Origin of the sequence: Curtobacterium sp. MCPF17_047 (assembly GCF_003234045.1) — a bacterium.
GTDB lineage: Bacteria > Actinomycetota > Actinomycetes > Actinomycetales > Microbacteriaceae > Curtobacterium.
Genome location: NZ_QKSF01000003.1, coordinates 13,777 through 29,795 on the forward strand (window position 1 = coordinate 13,777; position 16,019 = coordinate 29,795).

General features: G+C 70.6%; 14 protein-coding genes and 2 tRNA genes. 9 read left to right on the forward strand and 7 right to left on the reverse strand.

Features of this window, described 5'->3' with window-relative positions; genetic code table 11:
- Positions 1-67: 67 nt before the first annotated feature.
- The 4 genes from DEJ33_RS04080 (at position 68) to DEJ33_RS04095 (ending at position 2,875) form a co-directional block, all read left to right on the forward strand.
- Positions 68-943 (forward strand): ATP-binding cassette domain-containing protein, encoded by an 876-nt coding sequence (locus tag DEJ33_RS04080; protein WP_111079448.1) that lies wholly within the window; start codon positions 68-70, stop codon positions 941-943.
- 143 nt (positions 944-1,086) lie between these two features.
- Positions 1,087-1,998, forward strand: a complete 912-nt coding sequence (locus DEJ33_RS04085; RefSeq protein ID WP_375342140.1) for a D-isomer specific 2-hydroxyacid dehydrogenase family protein — start codon at positions 1,087-1,089, stop codon at positions 1,996-1,998.
- 99 nt (positions 1,999-2,097) lie between these two features.
- Positions 2,098-2,170, forward strand: a tRNA-Asn gene (locus DEJ33_RS04090).
- Positions 2,171-2,353: 183 nt separating this feature from the next.
- Positions 2,354-2,875, forward strand: coding sequence for a hypothetical protein (locus DEJ33_RS04095; protein WP_111194312.1), 522 nt, complete (start codon positions 2,354-2,356; stop codon positions 2,873-2,875).
- 11 nt (positions 2,876-2,886) lie between these two features.
- On the opposite strand, the gene def is transcribed toward DEJ33_RS04095, so the two are convergent.
- The gene (def, locus tag DEJ33_RS04100) at positions 2,887-3,462 is read right to left on the reverse strand and encodes a peptide deformylase (protein ID WP_111079442.1); all 576 of its coding nucleotides are present in this window, start codon (positions 3,460-3,462) and stop codon (positions 2,887-2,889) included.
- Positions 3,463-3,501: 39 nt separating this feature from the next.
- Here def and DEJ33_RS04105 point away from each other — a divergent pair, with 39 nt between their 5' ends.
- The 5 genes from DEJ33_RS04105 to DEJ33_RS04125 all read left to right on the forward strand — a co-directional run bounded on the left by DEJ33_RS04105 (position 3,502) and on the right by DEJ33_RS04125 (position 7,741).
- A complete protein-coding gene (locus tag DEJ33_RS04105) occupies positions 3,502-4,416 on the forward strand; it encodes a DMT family transporter (RefSeq protein WP_181436634.1) in 915 nt (304 codons plus the stop codon).
- Positions 4,417-4,610: 194 nt separating this feature from the next.
- Complete coding sequence (locus DEJ33_RS04110) at positions 4,611-5,843, forward strand: glycosyltransferase (protein WP_111194313.1); 1,233 nt, start codon at positions 4,611-4,613, stop codon at positions 5,841-5,843.
- Positions 5,834-5,908: transfer RNA gene (locus tag DEJ33_RS04115), tRNA-Ile, on the forward strand. Before DEJ33_RS04110 ends, DEJ33_RS04115 begins: the two co-directional genes overlap by 10 nt.
- A gap of 64 nt (positions 5,909-5,972) precedes the next feature.
- Entirely contained in the window at positions 5,973-7,043 is a 1,071-nt protein-coding gene (locus DEJ33_RS04120; RefSeq protein WP_258374499.1) for an AI-2E family transporter, read from the forward strand.
- 164 nt (positions 7,044-7,207) lie between these two features.
- Entirely contained in the window at positions 7,208-7,741 is a 534-nt protein-coding gene (locus tag DEJ33_RS04125) for a DUF3145 domain-containing protein (protein WP_111076390.1), read from the forward strand.
- A gap of 302 nt (positions 7,742-8,043) precedes the next feature.
- On the opposite strand, the gene DEJ33_RS04130 is transcribed toward DEJ33_RS04125, so the two are convergent.
- From DEJ33_RS04130 to aceE, 6 genes are all read right to left on the reverse strand, one after another.
- Complete coding sequence (locus DEJ33_RS04130) at positions 8,044-9,288, reverse strand: beta-ketoacyl synthase (protein WP_111194314.1); 1,245 nt, start codon at positions 9,286-9,288, stop codon at positions 8,044-8,046.
- Positions 9,289-9,376: 88 nt separating this feature from the next.
- Positions 9,377-9,625 (reverse strand): acyl carrier protein, encoded by a 249-nt coding sequence (locus DEJ33_RS04135; protein WP_058741348.1) that lies wholly within the window; start codon positions 9,623-9,625, stop codon positions 9,377-9,379.
- 83 nt (positions 9,626-9,708) lie between these two features.
- Entirely contained in the window at positions 9,709-10,791 is a 1,083-nt protein-coding gene (locus DEJ33_RS04140; RefSeq protein WP_111194315.1) for a beta-ketoacyl-ACP synthase III, read from the reverse strand.
- Positions 10,788-11,732 carry an ACP S-malonyltransferase gene (locus DEJ33_RS04145; protein ID WP_111194316.1) on the reverse strand — a complete coding sequence of 315 codons (945 nt, stop codon included), beginning with the start codon at positions 11,730-11,732 and terminating at the stop codon, positions 10,788-10,790. The genes DEJ33_RS04140 and DEJ33_RS04145 overlap by 4 nt, the downstream gene beginning before the upstream one ends.
- Before the next feature lie 79 nt (positions 11,733-11,811).
- On the reverse strand, positions 11,812-13,035 hold the full coding sequence (locus DEJ33_RS04150; RefSeq protein ID WP_111079468.1) for a CdaR family transcriptional regulator: 1,224 nt from the start codon (positions 13,033-13,035) through the stop codon (positions 11,812-11,814).
- Positions 13,036-13,045: 10 nt separating this feature from the next.
- Positions 13,046-15,790, reverse strand: a complete 2,745-nt coding sequence (gene aceE / locus DEJ33_RS04155; protein ID WP_111194317.1) for a pyruvate dehydrogenase (acetyl-transferring), homodimeric type — start codon at positions 15,788-15,790, stop codon at positions 13,046-13,048.
- Between the last annotated feature and the right edge of the window lie 229 nt (positions 15,791-16,019).

A 16,019-nucleotide genomic window follows, 5' to 3' on the forward strand; every position in this document is an offset into this window, starting at 1 on the left:
CGAGTGGTCCGGGCCTCCCGTCCGGTGTGGACCGCGGCAGGGCGCGCGCGGCAGGAGAAGGGGTTCCATGACCGGGGAGAACGGTCCGGCCGTCGTCGCGGACGACGTCAGCATCGAGTACCGGGGCGGGCCGGTGAAGAACCCGATCCGCGCGGTCGACGGCGTGAGCCTGACGCTCGGGTGGGGTGAGATCCTCGCGGTGCTCGGCGAGTCCGGCTCCGGGAAGTCCACCTTCGCCGCCGCCGTCGCCGGACAGCTCGGGACGCACGGCGAGGGGGAGGGCGCGCACCGTCGTCGGATCGTCGGCGGGGAGCTCAGCGTGCTCGGCCAGCCGACACGTCGGCTCCGGCAGTCCTCGCGGCGCTACACCCGCCTGACCGGGCAGATCGGCTACCTGCCGCAGGACGGCGCGGACCGGCTGCGTCCGGACCTGCTCGTCGGCGAGGCGATCGCCGAACCGATCTACGCCCGCGACCGCCGGTTCGACCGGAAGGAAGCCGGACTCATCGTCGCCCGTCTGGTCGACGCGGTCCACCTGCCGCTCGGTGTGCTCCGGCTCAACACGTGGGAGCTGTCCAGCGGGCAGCGCCAGCGCGTCGCCCTGGCCCGTGCGCTCGTCCTCGAGCCGGAGCTGCTCGTCGCGGACGAACCCGCGCGCGGCGTCGACGTGCTCGTCCGCCAGTCCGTCCTGGAGGCCCTGGCCAGCCTCCAGCGGCACCGCCAGTTCGCCGCGATCGTCGTCTCGAGCGACCTCCGTGAAGCACGGGCGTTGGCGGACCGGGTCGCGGTCATGAGCGGGGGACGACTCGTCGGGCTCGGCACCTTCGACGAGGTCCTCGACAACCCGTTGGACCCGTACGTCAGGACACTCGCGGCGACGGCGTCGCGACCGGTGAAGCGCAAGCCGGCCACGGCCGGCCGCGGAGGAGTGCGGCAGGCATGAGCGGTGCGACAGACAAGAGCGGTGCGACGGGCACGAGCGGTGCGACAGGCGCCGGCGAGCAGCAGGCACGGGGTCACCGCGCGGTGGTGACCGACGCCGGGCGACCCTTGCCGGTCGGCATCCCGACGCCCGGGTCGGTGACGATCCTGCCGACGTCGACCGCACTGCACGAGGACGCGGTGCGCCGCGCCGGCGGCAGCCTGGCCGACCTGGGCGACGACACCCGCGGCATCGTGTGGCTCGACGCCGGCGATCCGGACGGCCTGCAGGACGCCTTGACGACCACGCCCGGGGTGACCTGGGTGCAGCTGCCGTTCGCGGGCGTCGACGCCTTCGCGCACCTGATCGCCGAGCACGGCGACCGCGTGCTCTTCACCTCGGCCAAGGGCGCCTACGCGGAACCGGTCGCCGAGCACGCGCTGGCCCTGACCCTCGCGACGCTCCGCGTGCTGCAGAAGCGCGCCCGGACCGCCACCTGGTCCCGGGAGCCCGAGGGCATGTCGCTGTACGGGCGGCACGTGGTGCTCATCGGCGCGGGCGGGATCGCGCTCGAGTACCTGCGGCTCGTGGCGCCGTTCGACGTCCGCGTGACCGTCGTCCGCCGGTCGTCGGAGGCTGTGCCCGGGGCAGCGCGGACCGTCACCACGGACCAGCTCGACTCGGTCCTGCCGGACGCCGACGTGGTCGTGGTCGCGGCGGCGATGACCGCGGACACGTCGAAGCTGCTCGGCGCGCACCAGTTCGCGATCATGCCGGACCACGCCCGTCTGGTGAACATCGCGCGCGGGGGACTCGTCGACACCGACGCCCTCGTGGACGCGCTGCGCTCCGGGGCGATCACCGCGGCCGGACTCGACGTGACCGACCCGGAGCCGCTGCCGGACGGACACCCGCTGTGGAGCGAGCCGGGCGCGCTCATCACGCCGCACCAGGCGGACACCCCGGAGATGGTCGCACCGCTCCTGGCCGAGCGGGTCGGCACGAACGTGCGGGCGTTCCTCGACGGTGACGGCACGGGGTTCGTGGGCGTCGTGGACCCGGCCGCGGGGTACTGATCCGCCGGTCCCGGACGCCACGCCCGGGATGCACCGCCGATGTCCCGGTGCCACTCGGGGGTCTGCTACAGTTTCACCTGCTGTTCAAGCGGACAGTGATCCTCGATAGCTCAATTGGCAGAGCAGCCGGCTGTTAACCGGCAGGTTGTTGGTTCGAGTCCAACTCGGGGAGCGACAGGCCCTCACCCTCCGGGGTGGGGGCCTTTTCGTTCCTACCGCGGGCCCTGCGCTCCTGTTCCCTGGTACTCCTGGCGCTCGTGTCACCGCGCGGCCCGGGCCAGAGTGTCCGCGGTTCCCGGGCGTCGTGGTGCGCTTCCACAGCCGAGGTGCCGGCGGAACCTGTTAACGTCCACAGGTGCTCCTCCGACCTCGACGCTCCACGACGCTCGTCGCCGTGCTCGCGCTCGGAGTCGCTGCCACCGCGCTCACCGGGTGCTCGTCGACCGAGACCGAGGCGCGCGCCGACGCCGCCAGCGGGTCGGCGGCCACAGCGACCACGGCGCCGTCGGGGTCCTCCGCTCCGACCGGCACCTCGCCGATCGTCTTCGCGTTCACCTGCACCGTCGGTGACGGTCCGGAGGTCCAGACCTACACGACCTCGTCCGCTGTGTGGCAGGACCGGCGCACCTCGTGCACGGCCGCCCCGATCACGGGCACGGTCCCGTCGGCACAGCAGCAGTCTGCAGTCGACGCCGCTCAGGGAGACGCCACGCTCGAGGAACTCGCCGCGGGCTGCGCGGTCAGTGGGACCGGGCCGTGGCGCTCGGCGGTCGAGACCGTCGAGCAGGAACACGTGGCCGCCGGACTCGAGCGGTACTGCCCGGGACATCCGGACATGGCACGACTCCGGGACGCACTGGACGCGCACCGCGGCTGACGCTGCTGCGGTCAGCCCTCGGGGTGGTCGCGCCCCGGCAGCCACGACTGGCCCGGGCCACCCCAGCTGGCCTTGCGGATCGCCTTCTGCACCTGCTTGGCGTACGGGTGGACGAGTCGGTCGGCGTACAGGACGCCGTCGAGGTGGTCGTACTCGTGCTGGAACACGCGGGCGAGCCAGCCGTGCGCCTCGATCTCGAACGGCTCGCCGTGCTCGTCGACGGCCCGCAGCAGCGCTGACCCGGAACGGCGGAGCGGGAACCGTTCCCCGGGTACGGACAGGCACCCCTCGGACTCGTCGTCCTCGTCGAGTTCCTCGATCGACTCCGGCACCGGGGGAGTGGTCCACAGCACCGGGTTGATCGCGACGCCGCGCCAGAGCACGTCGTCGTCGTCGGTCCACGAGTAGACGAACAACCGCTGGCCGACCCCGACCTGCGGACCGGCGAGCCCGACGCCCGGCGCCAGGTCCATCGTCTCGAACATGTCGGCCACGAGTGTGCGCAGGTCGTCGTCGAAGACGGTCACCTCGGTCGCGGGGGTGTGCAGGACGGGTTCACCGGTGATCCGGATCGGGAGGACGGCCATGCAACCAGGGTATCTGCGCGCGTCGGATAGCCTCGACCCGTGACACCGGACCTGCCGATCCCCGACGTGGTGCAGAACCTGACCCCGTTCCAGGCGCTCATGATCCCCGTCGCCCTCGTCGGCGCCGTGTTCCTGTCGCTCGGCGCGCAGTTCCAGAGCCGCGGGGTGCAGCGGGTGGAGGCGCGTCTCGGGCAGCAGTCGAAGGGGTTGTCGGTCCGCCACGTCCTCGCGCTCCTCGGCAGCGGCAACTGGGTGCTCGGCACGCTGATGCTCGGTGCTGCGATCGTGCTCCAGCTCGTGAGCATCACCTACGCGCCGCTCATCGTCGTGCAGCCCCTCGGTGCCGTGGCCCTCGTGGTCACGACGTGGTTCTCGTCGCGGAGCTCGGGCGTCCCGCTCGGCACCCGCGCTCGCCGTGCCGTGTGGACGTGCATCGGTGGCGTCGGGCTGTTCGTGCTCATCGCCGCGCTCTACGGCCGCGAGAGCCCGATCGGCCGCGGGCAGCTCATCACGGTGCTGGTGGTCCTGGCGGTCGTCCTGACGCTCGTAGTGATCTCGTTCCGTCTGGTCGCCAAGCGGCGCAACGCGCTGTACTACATCATCGGCGCGGGCATCCTCTACGGCTTCGTCGCGACCCTGGCGAAGGTCACGCTGAACCGCATCGTCAACGGCACCTTCGACTGGGTCACCGCCTTCGCCATCGTCGGGGTCGTCGTCGCCTCGGCCGTCGGCGCGTACTTCGTGCAGAACGCCTACTCGAGCGGTTCGGCCGACCTCGTGATCGCGGGCCTGACGGTCGTCGATCCGATCGTCGCCGTCGGGATCGGTGTCATCGTCCTGGACGAGGCCGCCGGCGCTCCCGTCGGTGCCGGGATCGGCTTCCTCGTCGCCGGTGCGATCGCGATCACCGGGGTGTTCCTCCTGGCGAAGCACCACCCCGACTCGCGACGGTGACGACGGACGGGAGGCGCGCCTCCCGTCCGTCTCCCTGCCCGCGTCCGACGCTCGGTGCCGTACCGGGGGATGACGCGGGTCCGCCGCGCGGCTGAGGCGGGCGGCCAGAGGGGTGCGGTAGCGTTCCGAACCGACCAGACCGGCGTACGACGACCACGCGCGCCGGCGTTCGCGACGAGAGGACGACCCCCGCCGTGTCAGCAGACGCCACGACCGAGACGACCGACACCACGGCCGCCACCGGAGGGCGACGGCCGCTGCGGGTGCTCATCGCCGCCGACACCTTCGCGCCCGACGTGAACGGTGCCGCGACCTTCACCGAGGAGCTCGCCCTCGGCCTCGCCGCACGTGGGCACGAGGTGCACGTCATCGCCCCGTCCTGGAACCGGTGGCACGCCGGGTCGTTCGACGAGGAGTACCGGGGCGTGACGCTCACGGTGCACCGCCTGGCCTCGTACCGGTGGCCCGCCCACGAGTGGTACCGCTTCGCCTGGCCCTGGACGGTCCGCAAGCACACCGCGCCGATCATCGCGGCGCTGCAGCCCGACGTCGTGCACATCCAGTCCCACATCGTCGTCGGCCGCGGTGTCGCCCGCGAAGCGCACGACCGGGGGATCCGGATCATCGGCACCAACCACTTCATGCCGGAGAACCTGCTCGAGTACACGCCGTTCGGCAAGCGCACGACGCCGCTCGCGCTGAAGATCGCCTGGGCGGACGCGGCGAAGACCTACCGGTTGGCCGAAGCGATCACCACACCGACCGAGCTCGCCGCCGACTACCTGCGTGACGCCATCGCCGGGCAGCCGGTGCTCGCGATCTCGTGCGGGATCGACGCCTCCCGCTACACGCCGGCGACCGGGCGTGCCGCGGTCAACGACATCGTCTTCGTCGGCCGGGTCGCGCCGGAGAAGAACCTCGACGTCATGGTCCGGGCCCTCCCGCTGCTGCCCGCCTCGCTCGACGCCCGCTTCACGATCGTCGGCGACGGCGACATGATCCCGAAGTTGACCGCCCTCGCGGAGGAGCTCGGGGTCGAGGACCGGGTCCGGTTCCTCGGGTTCGTGTCCGACGAGGTGAAGCTCCGGACGCTGACCGAGGGGTCCGTCTTCGTGATGCCGTCCACCGCGGAACTGCAGAGCATCTCGTCGCTCGAGGCGATGGCCTCCGGCCTGCCCGTCGTGGCGGCGGACTCGATGGCGCTGCCGCACCTGATCGACGGCAACGGGTACCTGTTCACCCCGGGCGACGAGCACGACCTCGCGGCGAAGCTCACCTCGGTGCTGACCGCGCCGGACGCCGAGTACCAGGACATGCGGCAGCGCAGCCTGACCATGATCGAGGCACACGACATCAACCGCACGCTCTCGACGTTCGAGGCGCTGTATCGTGGGGAGCCGGTGGCCTCGGCCCCCGAGGGGCGGTAGCCAAGCTGGTCAAGGCAGTCGGCTCATAACCGAACGATTCGCGGGTTCAAGTCCCGCCCGCCCTACGTGCACCTGCCGTCCAAGAAGCGCCCTCCCGAAGACACGAGTCACGCGCCCACCCCGAACGTGATGTTCGAGGTGAGCCGGGCGGGCACGGGCGTGCGCGTGAACGCCTTCCGCATCGGGTTCATGGGTGCGATCGGGGTGCTCGTCGCGCTGCTGGCCGGCTCGCTCGTCCACGAGCTGAGCACGGTGCTCGTGTACATCGGCGTGGCGCTGTTCATCGCACTCGGCCTCGACCCGCTCGTCACCCTGCTCGAGCGGTACATCCCGCGGTGGGCGGCGATCCTCATCGTGGTGGTCGTCGTGCTCGGGGCGTTCGTCGGCGTCGTGTTCGCGATCGTGCCGATCCTGGTGAACCAGGCCACCAACCTGGTGCAGAACTTCCCGGAGATCGTCGGGGACATCTCGGAGCAGGGGTGGGTGCAGGACCTGGCGCGGCAGTTCGAGGGCTCGTTCGACGTCGATCACGCACTCGAATCCGCGCAGAAGTTCGTCGAGAACCCGGGCAACCTGCTCAGCCTCGGCGGCGGGATCCTGGCGGTCGGCACCGGCATCCTGTCGGGACTGACCGGTGCGCTCATCGTCATCATCCTGATGCTCTACTTCCTCGCCTCGATGCGCAGCCTGAAGACGATGGTCTACCGCTTCGTCCCGGCCTCACGCCGCGACAACTTCGTCGAGGTGAGCGAGCAGGTGACCTCGTCCGTCGGCCGGTACGTGGTCGGGCAGATCACCCAGGCAGGCATCAACGGTGTGCTCAGCATCATCTGGCTGCTCGTCATCGGTGCACCGCTGCCGGTGCTGCTGGCGTCCTTCGCGTTCCTCGGCTCGCTCATCCCGCTGGTCGGGACGCTCGGTGCGGCCGTCCTCATCTCGCTGCTCTGCTTCTTCGCGTCACCCGCGACGGCGCTGGCCGCAGCGATCTACTACCTCGTCTACATGCAGGTCGAGGCCTACATCATCTCGCCGCGCATCATGTCGCGGGCCGTCCAGGTGCCGGGTGCGCTCGTGGTCATCGCCGCGGTCGCCGGTGCCACGATCGGCGGGGTGCTCGGCGCCCTCGTCGCGGTGCCGGCAGCGGCGTCGGTGATCATCATCGTGCAGAAGGTCATCTACCCGCGCCAGGAGCTCTCCTAGCACGCTCGGTCCGGCCTGCTCCGTGGTTCGGGGCCTGCGGTTCTCCACGGACATGGTGCGGATGGTTGCCGTTCCCAGTCGGCACCTGTCATGATGAGCGTGTCCTCCGGGACATCACAATCGCATACCGATGGTCCCGAACGGGTCCTCCGCTGTACAGGTCGATGGGGAAGTCGCACCTGACGATCGGAGGAATCGTGACTGGGTCAACGTCAGGAGTGCTCTACGTGCACTCCTCACCACGCGCGCTCTGCCCGCACGTCGAATGGGCAGCAGGTCGCGCGATGAACCGCGCCGTGAACTTCTCGTGGCTCGACCAGCCCGCACTCGACGGTTCGCGCCGCACCGAGTTCACCTGGTCCGGGCCGATCGGGTCCGGTGCGGCGATCGCCTCTGCGCTCCGCGGGTGGGAGCACCTGCGCTTCGAGGTCACCGAGGACGCGACGACCGACTCCGACGGCGGACGCTGGATGCACACGCCCGACCTCGGCGTCTTCTACGCGCAGACCGACGTCACCGGCAACATGGTGGTCCCCGAGGACCGCATCCGCTACGCGATGGAGATCGCCGGCAGCAACGCCCTCGAGCTGCACCGGGAGCTCCGGCTCGCGCTCGGGCAGGCCTGGGACGACGAGCTCGAGCCCTTCCGCCACGCTGCCGAGGGCAACCCCGTCGTCTGGCTGCACCGCGTCGGCTGAGTGTCCACGTTCCTCCCGTCACACCGAACGCCGTCCTCCGGGGCGGCGTTCGGCGTTCCGGGCATGCGCTGGGTGGGGTGCGCTGGGTGGGGTGCGCCGGGGTGTGTGCGCCGGAGTGGACGCGCCCGGCACCTGTCGCCGAGCGGTCACGTTCTGTCGGTTGCGGGTCTCCAGACCGACGGTTGGTGGGAGGTGAGCGGGGTGTCGTGACCGCACGGCGTGCGCCCGCAGAGCCCGGCCGGCCCGGACGAACAGGAGGCCCGCCCCGCGACGCGAGACGGGCCTCCGGGCCGGAACGTGGATCAGACCGAACGGAACGCCACCACGGCGTTGTGCCCGCCGAAGCCGAACGAGTTGCTCACCGCGAGCAGATCCCCCTGGGGCAGGTCGCGCGGCGCGGTCGCGACGTCCATCACGATCTCCGGGTCCTGCTCCGTGAGGTTGATCGTCGGTGGGGCGACCCGGTTCTCGAGCGCGAGGACGGTGAAGACCGCCTCGATCGCGCCGGCCCCACCGAGCAGGTGCCCGGTCGACGCCTTCGTGGCGGACACGACGACGGAGTCGAGGTGGTCGCCGAAGACACGACGCATGGCGTGGTACTCGGCCACGTCGCCGACCGGGGTGGAGGTCGCGTGGGCGTTGACGTGCGCGACGTCCTCGCGGCTGGCGTCGGCGTGCTCGAGCGCCATGATGACGGCACGGGCGGCCGCGGAACCCTCGGGGTCCGGTGCGGTGATGTGGAACGCGTCTGAGGTGATGCCGGACCCGGCGACCTCGGCGTAGATGTGCGCACCGCGGGCCTCGGCGTGCTCCTTGGTCTCGAGGATCAGCGCAGCGGCACCGTCGGCCAGCACGAAGCCGTCGCGTGTGACGTCGTAGGGACGGGAGGCGGTCTCGGGGGAGTCGTTCCGGCGGGACAGCGCCTGCATCGCGGCGAACGCGGCCAGCGGCAGCGGGTGCAGCGCGGCCTCGGCGCCACCGGCGATGACGATGTCCGCATCGCCGAACGCGACGTGGCGGTACGCCTCGGCGAGCGACTCGGTGCTCGAGGCGCACGCGGACAGGTAGGTGCGGGCGCCGCCACGGGCGCCGAACTCCATCTCGATGGCGGCGGCGGGACCGTTCGCCATGAGCATCGGGACGGTCATCGGCAGGACACGACGGGGACCGCGCTCACGCAGGGTGTCCCACGCGTCGAGCAGCGTATTGACGCCGCCGATGCCGGTGGCCCAGTCGACGATGAGACGCTCCGGGACGACGGTCTCGGCGTTGATGCCGGCGTCGGCCCAGGCCTCACGTGCGGCGATGAGCGACAGCTGCGACGAGGGGTCCAGGCGCTTCGACTCGGGGCGGGTGAGCTGGTCGGTGACGAAGCGGCGCGCCTGGCCGGCGAACTCGACGGGGAGCTCCAACTCGGCGTAGCGCGGGTCTTCGATGCGGGTGACACCGGACTCGCCGGCGAGCAGCGCCGCCCAGGATTCCTTGGCGGTCGCAGCGAGGGGACTGATCGCACCGATCCCGGTGACGACGACGGTTCTCTTGGTCATGAACGACGGTTCTTTCTGCGAGGGACAAGACGAGCGCCGCAGGCCATGACTCGAGGGTCAGCGGCCCGCGGCGCTCAGGAAGCTCGTTTCAGGCCTGGGCCTTGACGATGAAGTCGACGGCGTCGCCGACGGTCTTGAGGTTCTTGACCTCTTCGTCGGGGATCTTGACGTCGAACTTCTCTTCGGCGTTCACGACGATGGTCATCATCGAGATGGAGTCGATGTCGAGGTCGTCGGTGAACGACTTGTCTGCGGCGACGGTGTCGGTAGCGATACCGGTCTCGTCGTTGATCAGCTCGGCCAGGCCGGCGAGGACTTCTTCGTTGGACAGGGCCATGAGTGTTCTCCTTGAGGGGGGTGTCGTTTGACCGTGGGACAGCCTAGGGCACGGGCACTGCCCGCGCCCGGAGGCGCGTGGGACTAGGGGAGGACGACCACCTGCGCGCCGAACACGAGTCCGGCGCCGAAACCGATCTGGAGGGCGAGTCCGCCCGACAGTTCCGGGTGCTCGGAGAGCAGGCGGTGCGTGGCGAGCGGGATGCTCGCGGCGGAGGTGTTGCCGGTGGTGGTGATGTCGCGCGCGATGGCCACCGTGTCCGGGATGCCGAGCTGCTTCGCGAACTCGTCGATGATCCGGATGTTCGCCTGGTGCGGCACGAACGCCGAGAGCTGGTCGGCACGGACGCCGGCGGCCTCGAGTGCCTGACGAGCGACCTTGACCATCTCCCAGACCGCCCAGCGGAACACCGTCTGACCGGCCTGACGCATGGTCGGGCGGGGCGCGCCCGCGGCCCACTCCTTGTAGGTCGCGGTCATGCCGATCGCATCCCACTTCGAGCCGTCGGAGCCCCAGATGCTCGGGCCGATGCCGGCGAACTCGCTCGGACCGACGACCGCCGCCCCCGCCCCGTCCCCGAGGAGGAACGAGATCGAGCGGTCGGTCGGGTCGACGACGTCGCTGAGCTTCTCGGCGCCGATGACGAGCACGTGGTCGGCGATGCCGGACTTGATGAACGAGTCGGCCTGGGCGATGCCGTACGCGTACCCGGCGCACGCGGCGCTGATGTCGTACGCGGCGGCCGGCGTGGCACCGATCCGCTCGGCGAGCAGCGAGGCCAGCGACGGCGTGGCGACCGAGTGCGTCACGGTCGCGACGAGCACGACACCGATCTGGTCGGGCGTCAGGCCGGACTTCGCGAACGCCTCGCGCGCGGCCGTCTCGGCCAGGTCCACCGCTTCGACGTCGCCTCCGGCTCGCATCCGGGTCACGATGCCGGTGCGCTGGCGGATCCACTCGTCGGAGGAGTCGATCGGTCCGATCAGGTCCTCGTTCGGGACCGTGTTCTCGCCGCGCGCGGCGCCGAAGGCGAGGATGCGGGTGAACTCGTGGCCACGCCGCTGGGCGAGGACCGGGCGGACGCCGGACGGGAGGCCCGTGGGCGCGTCGGTCCTGCTTGCGTCGTCGGTGCTGCCGGCGTCGGTGGTGCTGCTCGTGTCGGTCATCGGGTGCCCTCGGTGCTGTCGGCGGCGGCGCTCTGGAGCAACTCGACCGCGGCGGGCAGGTCGTCCGGCGTCTTGATCGCCACGGTCGGCGTGCCCCGGAGTCCACGCTTCGCCAGACCGACGAGCGCACCGGCGGGAGCGAGCTCGATGATGCCGGTGACGCCGGCCTGCTGGAACGAGGTCATCACGGCGTCCCAGTGCACGGGGCTGGCGATCTGGCGGACCATGAGGTCGACGAAGTGACGGCCGTCCTCGACCCGGGAGCCGTCGGCGTTGGTCCAGAGCGGCAGGGTCGGGTCCTGCACGGCGGCAGCGGCGGCGACGGGGGCGACCCGGTCCACCGCGGTGGCCATGAAGCGGGTGTGGAACGCTCCCGCGACCGCGAGCGGGATGACCCGGGCCTTCGCGGGAGGCTGCTCGGCCAGACGGGCGATGGCGTCCGCGGAACCGGCGACCACGGTCTGCCCGCCGCCGTTGTGGTTCGCGGCGGTGAGCCCGAGGGACTCGAGTGCGGCGGTGAGCTCGTCGGTGTCGCCGCCGAGGACGGCGGCCATCGAGGTCGGCTCGAGTGCGGCGGCGGCCGCCATCGCCCGGCCACGCTCGGTGACCAGCGAGACGGCGTCGCTCGGCGTGAGGACCCCGGCGACTGCGGCAGCGGTGAACTCGCCCACCGAGTGACCGGCGACCCCACCGACCAGGTCACGACGGCCGTCGGCGAGGAGTGCGTCAGCGGTCACGAGCCCGGCGGCCACGATGAGCGGCTGCGCCAGCGCGGTGTCCTTGATGGTGTCGGCGTCGGAGTTCGTGCCGTGTTCGGCCAGGTCGACGCCGATCGCCTCGGACCACTGCCCGACTCGGTCACGGACGGCGGAGTCCTCGAGCCAGGGGGCGAGGAATCCGGGGGTCTGGGAGCCCTGTCCGGGCGCGACGACGACGATCACCGCACAATCCTCCCGGTCGGGGTTCCCGGCACCCGTGTGGACTCCCCACACGGATTCCGCGGAAGCCTTGTAGGAACCCCTACCGGCGGGTCGGACGACGGCGGGTGGACGCCGACTCGGACATCGCGCCGAGGATGAGCGCCGACTGCACGATGAGGGCGTCGCGGGCGTGGGTGGCGTCCCATCCGATGACGTCGGCGACACGGCGCAGCCGGTAGCGCACGGTGTTCGGGTGCACGAAGAGCTCACGCGCGGTGGCTTCGAGCGAGCGCCCGGTGTCCAGGTAGCACCAGAGCGTCTGGAGGAGCTCGGTCGACTGGTCCTTCAGCGGGATGTAGATCCGTTGCACGAGCGCCGACCGGGCCAGCGGGTCGCCGGCGAGCGCGCGCTCCGGGAGCAGGTCGTCGGCGAGGGCCGGACGGGGTGCGCCACGCCACGCGCGTGCGACGGCGAAGCCCGCGAGTGCGGCCTTGGCGCTGGTCGAGGCGTCGACCACCCCGGGTACCTCGTTGCCGAGCACCAGGTGACCCTCACCGAACAGCGGTTCCAGCTCTTGCGCGATCGACATGAACGAGACGGGCTCTTCGCCCTCGGGCACGTCGTCACGCGGGGTGGCCCGGCCGATGACCACGACGAGCCGGGAGCCCTGGACGCCGATCAGCACGTCCGCGTCCTGGTGTCGGGCCGTCCGACGGACCTGGTCCACCTCGAGCTGCCGCGGTGCGGTGCCGACGAGCACCGCGACCTCACCGTGTCCGTGCCAGCCGAGCGCGGCGATCCGCGAGGGCAGCTCGTCGTCGTACTCGCCTGACAGGATCGAGTCGACCACGAGGGCTTCGAGACGGGCGTCCCAGAGGCCGCGGGCCTCGGCGGCGCGGGCGTAGACGTCAGCGGCGGCGAAGGCGATGTCGCGCGAGTACTTGAGGATCGCCTCCTGGAGCATCTCGTCGTCGGCGGCACGTTCCTCGACGACGGTGACGACGACGCGGATGAGCTGCAGGGTCTGCTGCAGGCTCACCGAGCGGAGGAGCTCCCGCGGTGCCGAACCGAACACGTCGGCTGCCGCGATCCACGGCGTCGACGCGCTGCCCTCGAGCCACGAGATGAAGGACGTGATGCCGGCCTGAGCCACCATGCCGACCGCCGAACGGCGTCCGGGCGGCATCTCGCTGTACCAGGGGAGCGTGTCCTCCAGGCGCTTGATCGTGGCGGTCGAGAGCTCGCCCGACACCTGCCGGAGCCAGGAGAGCGCCCGTGCCCGGTCGTCCTCTCTCGCTCCGGCGGTGTCGGCGCGTGGTGCCATCACCAGCGGGTCAGCTCTCGCCGCCCGCGTTGCCCGTCGTCCCGGCGGTCACGTCGTGCAGACGGTACTTGTCGATCGCCTGCTGCACCACCGAGGCGTCGAGCTTGCCCTGACGGACCAGCTGCTGCAGCGTCCGCACGACGACCGACGGGCCGTCGATGTGGAAGAAGCGGCGGGCTGCCGCACGGGTGTCCGAGAAGCCGAATCCGTCGGCGCCGAGCGTGGCGTAGTCGGTCGGGACGAAGGGACGGATCTGCTCCTGCACGGCGTGCATGAAGTCGCTGACCGCGACGACCGGGCCCTCGGTGCTGAGCAGACGCTCGGTCACGTACGGGGTGCGCGCCTGCTCGTTCGGGTTGAGGAACGCGTGCTGCTCGGCGGCCACACCGTCGCGGTAGAGCTCGCCCCAGCTGGTGACGCTCCACACGTCGGCCGACACGCCCCAGTCCTCGGCGAGGAGCTGCTGCGCCTCGAGGATCCACGGCACGGCCACGCCGGATGCGAGCAGCTGGGCCTTCGGGCCGTCGTGCTCGCTCGACTTGAGCAGGTACATGCCCTTGACGATGCCGTCGACGTCGACGCCCTCCGGCTCGGCCGGCTGCACGAGCGGCTCGTTGTAGACCGTCAGGTAGTACATGACGTTGGGGTCGTCGTGCGACGGGGTCCCGTCCTCGTTGGTGCCGTACATGCGCTCGAGCCCGGTCCGGACGATGTGCCCGATCTCGTACCCGTACGCGGGGTCGTACGACACGACCGCCGGGTTCGACGCGGCGAGGAGCGGCGAGTGGCCGTCCGCATGCTGCAGGCCCTCTCCCGTCAGGGTGGTGCGACCGGCGGTGGCACCGATCATGAACCCACGGGTCATCTGGTCGCCGGCGGCCCAGATGGCGTCGCCGGTGCGCTGGAAGCCGAACATCGAGTAGAAGACGTAGACCGGGATGAGCGGCTCGCCCTGCGTCGAGTACGACGTGCCGACGGCGGTGAAGGCTGCGAGGGCACCGGCCTCGTTGATGCCGACGTGGATGATCTGTCCCTGCGGGCTCTCCTTGTACGCCAGGAGGAGCTCTCGGTCGACCGACGTGTAGTGCTGGCCGTTCGGGTTGTAGATCTTCGCGGTCGGGAAGTACGCGTCCATGCCGAACGTTCGCGCTTCGTCCGGGATGATCGGGACGACCCGGTTGCCGAAGTCGGGCGAGCGGAGCAGGTCCTTCAGCAGACGGGCGAACGCCATCGTCGTGGCGACCTCCTGCTTGCCGGAGCCCTTCTTCACGACCTGGTACTTCGACTCGTCGGGCAGGTTGACCTGCGTGTACTTCGTGCGACGTTCCGGCACGTAGCCACCGAGTTCACGGCGACGCTCGTGCATGTACTGGATCGCCTCGTCGTCGTTGCCCGGGTGGTAGTACGGCGGCGTGTACGGGTTCTCCTCGAGCTGCGCGTCCGTGATCGGGATGCGCATCTCGTCGCGGAACTGCTTGAGGTTGTCGAGCGTGAGCTTCTTCATCTGGTGGGTCGCGTTGCGGCCCTCGAAGCTCGGTCCGAGGCCGTAGCCCTTGACCGTCTTCGCCAGGATGACGGTCGGCTGGCCCTTGTGCTCACTGGCGGCCTTGAACGCCGCGTAGACCTTGCGGTAGTCGTGGCCACCGCGCTTGAGGTTCCAGATCTGGTCGTCGGAGTAGTCCTCGACCAGCTCGAGCGCCTTCGGGTCGCGCCCGAAGAAGTTCTCGCGGACGTAGGCGCCGTTCTCGGCCTTGTACGTCTGGTAGTCGCCGTCCGGCGTCGCGTTCATGAGGTTGAGCAGTGCGCCGTCGGTGTCACGGGCGAGCAGGTCGTCCCACTCGCGGCCCCAGACGACCTTGATGACGTTCCAGCCCGCACCGCGGAAGAACGCCTCGAGTTCCTGGATGATCTTGCCGTTGCCGCGCACCGGGCCGTCGAGGCGCTGGAGGTTGCAGTTGATGACGAAGTTCAGGTTGTCGAGGCCGTCGTTGGCCGCGACCTGGAGCTGGCCGCGGGACTCGACCTCGTCCATCTCGCCGTCGCCGAGGAACGCCCAGACCTGCTGGTCCATGGCGTCCTTGATGCCGCGGTTCGACAGGTACTTGGCCTGCTGTGCCTGGTAGATCGCGTTGATCGGGCCGATGCCCATCGACACGGTCGGGAACTGCCAGAAGTGCGGCATGAGGCGAGGGTGCGGGTAGGACGACAGCCCGCCGCCGGCGTGGGACTTCTCCTGACGGAAACCGTCGAGCTGGTCCTCGCTGAGGCGCCCTTCCATGTAGGCACGGGCGTACATGCCGGGGGAGGCGTGTCCCTGGAAGAAGACCTGGTCGCCGCCGGACGGGTGGTCCTGCGCACGGAAGAAGTGGTTGTAGCCGACCTCGTACATGGCGGCGCTCGACGCGTACGTCGAGATGTGCCCACCGACCGAGATGCCGGGGCGCTGCGCGCGGTGCACCGTGATGGCCGCGTTCCAGCGGATCCAGCGGCGGTAGCGACGCTCGAGCTCTTCGTCGCCGGGGAACTCGGGCTCGTCCTCCGGCGCGATCGTGTTGACGTAGTCGGTCGTCGGGACCATGGGCACACCGAGGTGCAGCTCGTTCGAGCGCTTCAACAGGCTCTGCATGATCTCGCGAGCCCGCTGGTGTCCGTGGGCCTGGACGAGGCCGTCGAGGGACTCACGCCATTCGGCGGTCTCCTCCGGGTCCTGGTCCGTTCCTGCGGTGCTGCGCGGGTCCTGGTCGTTCACCGTCACCGTTGACCTCGTTCGTTCTCGTGGTGGTGGAATGTCGAGCCGTCGGTGGTCGGGTCACGACCGGGGACGGGCCGGATCCACTCTAGGCCCCCGCACCGACGGTCCCGCTGACCGCGACGCAGGGCGGACGGCACTTGCGTTCGGAGGGCGTCGGCGTAGCATGGCCGACCGTGCGTCCGCGACCGGTGGACGTGTGGAACCGTAGGGCACACCCAACGCCCTGGGAGAG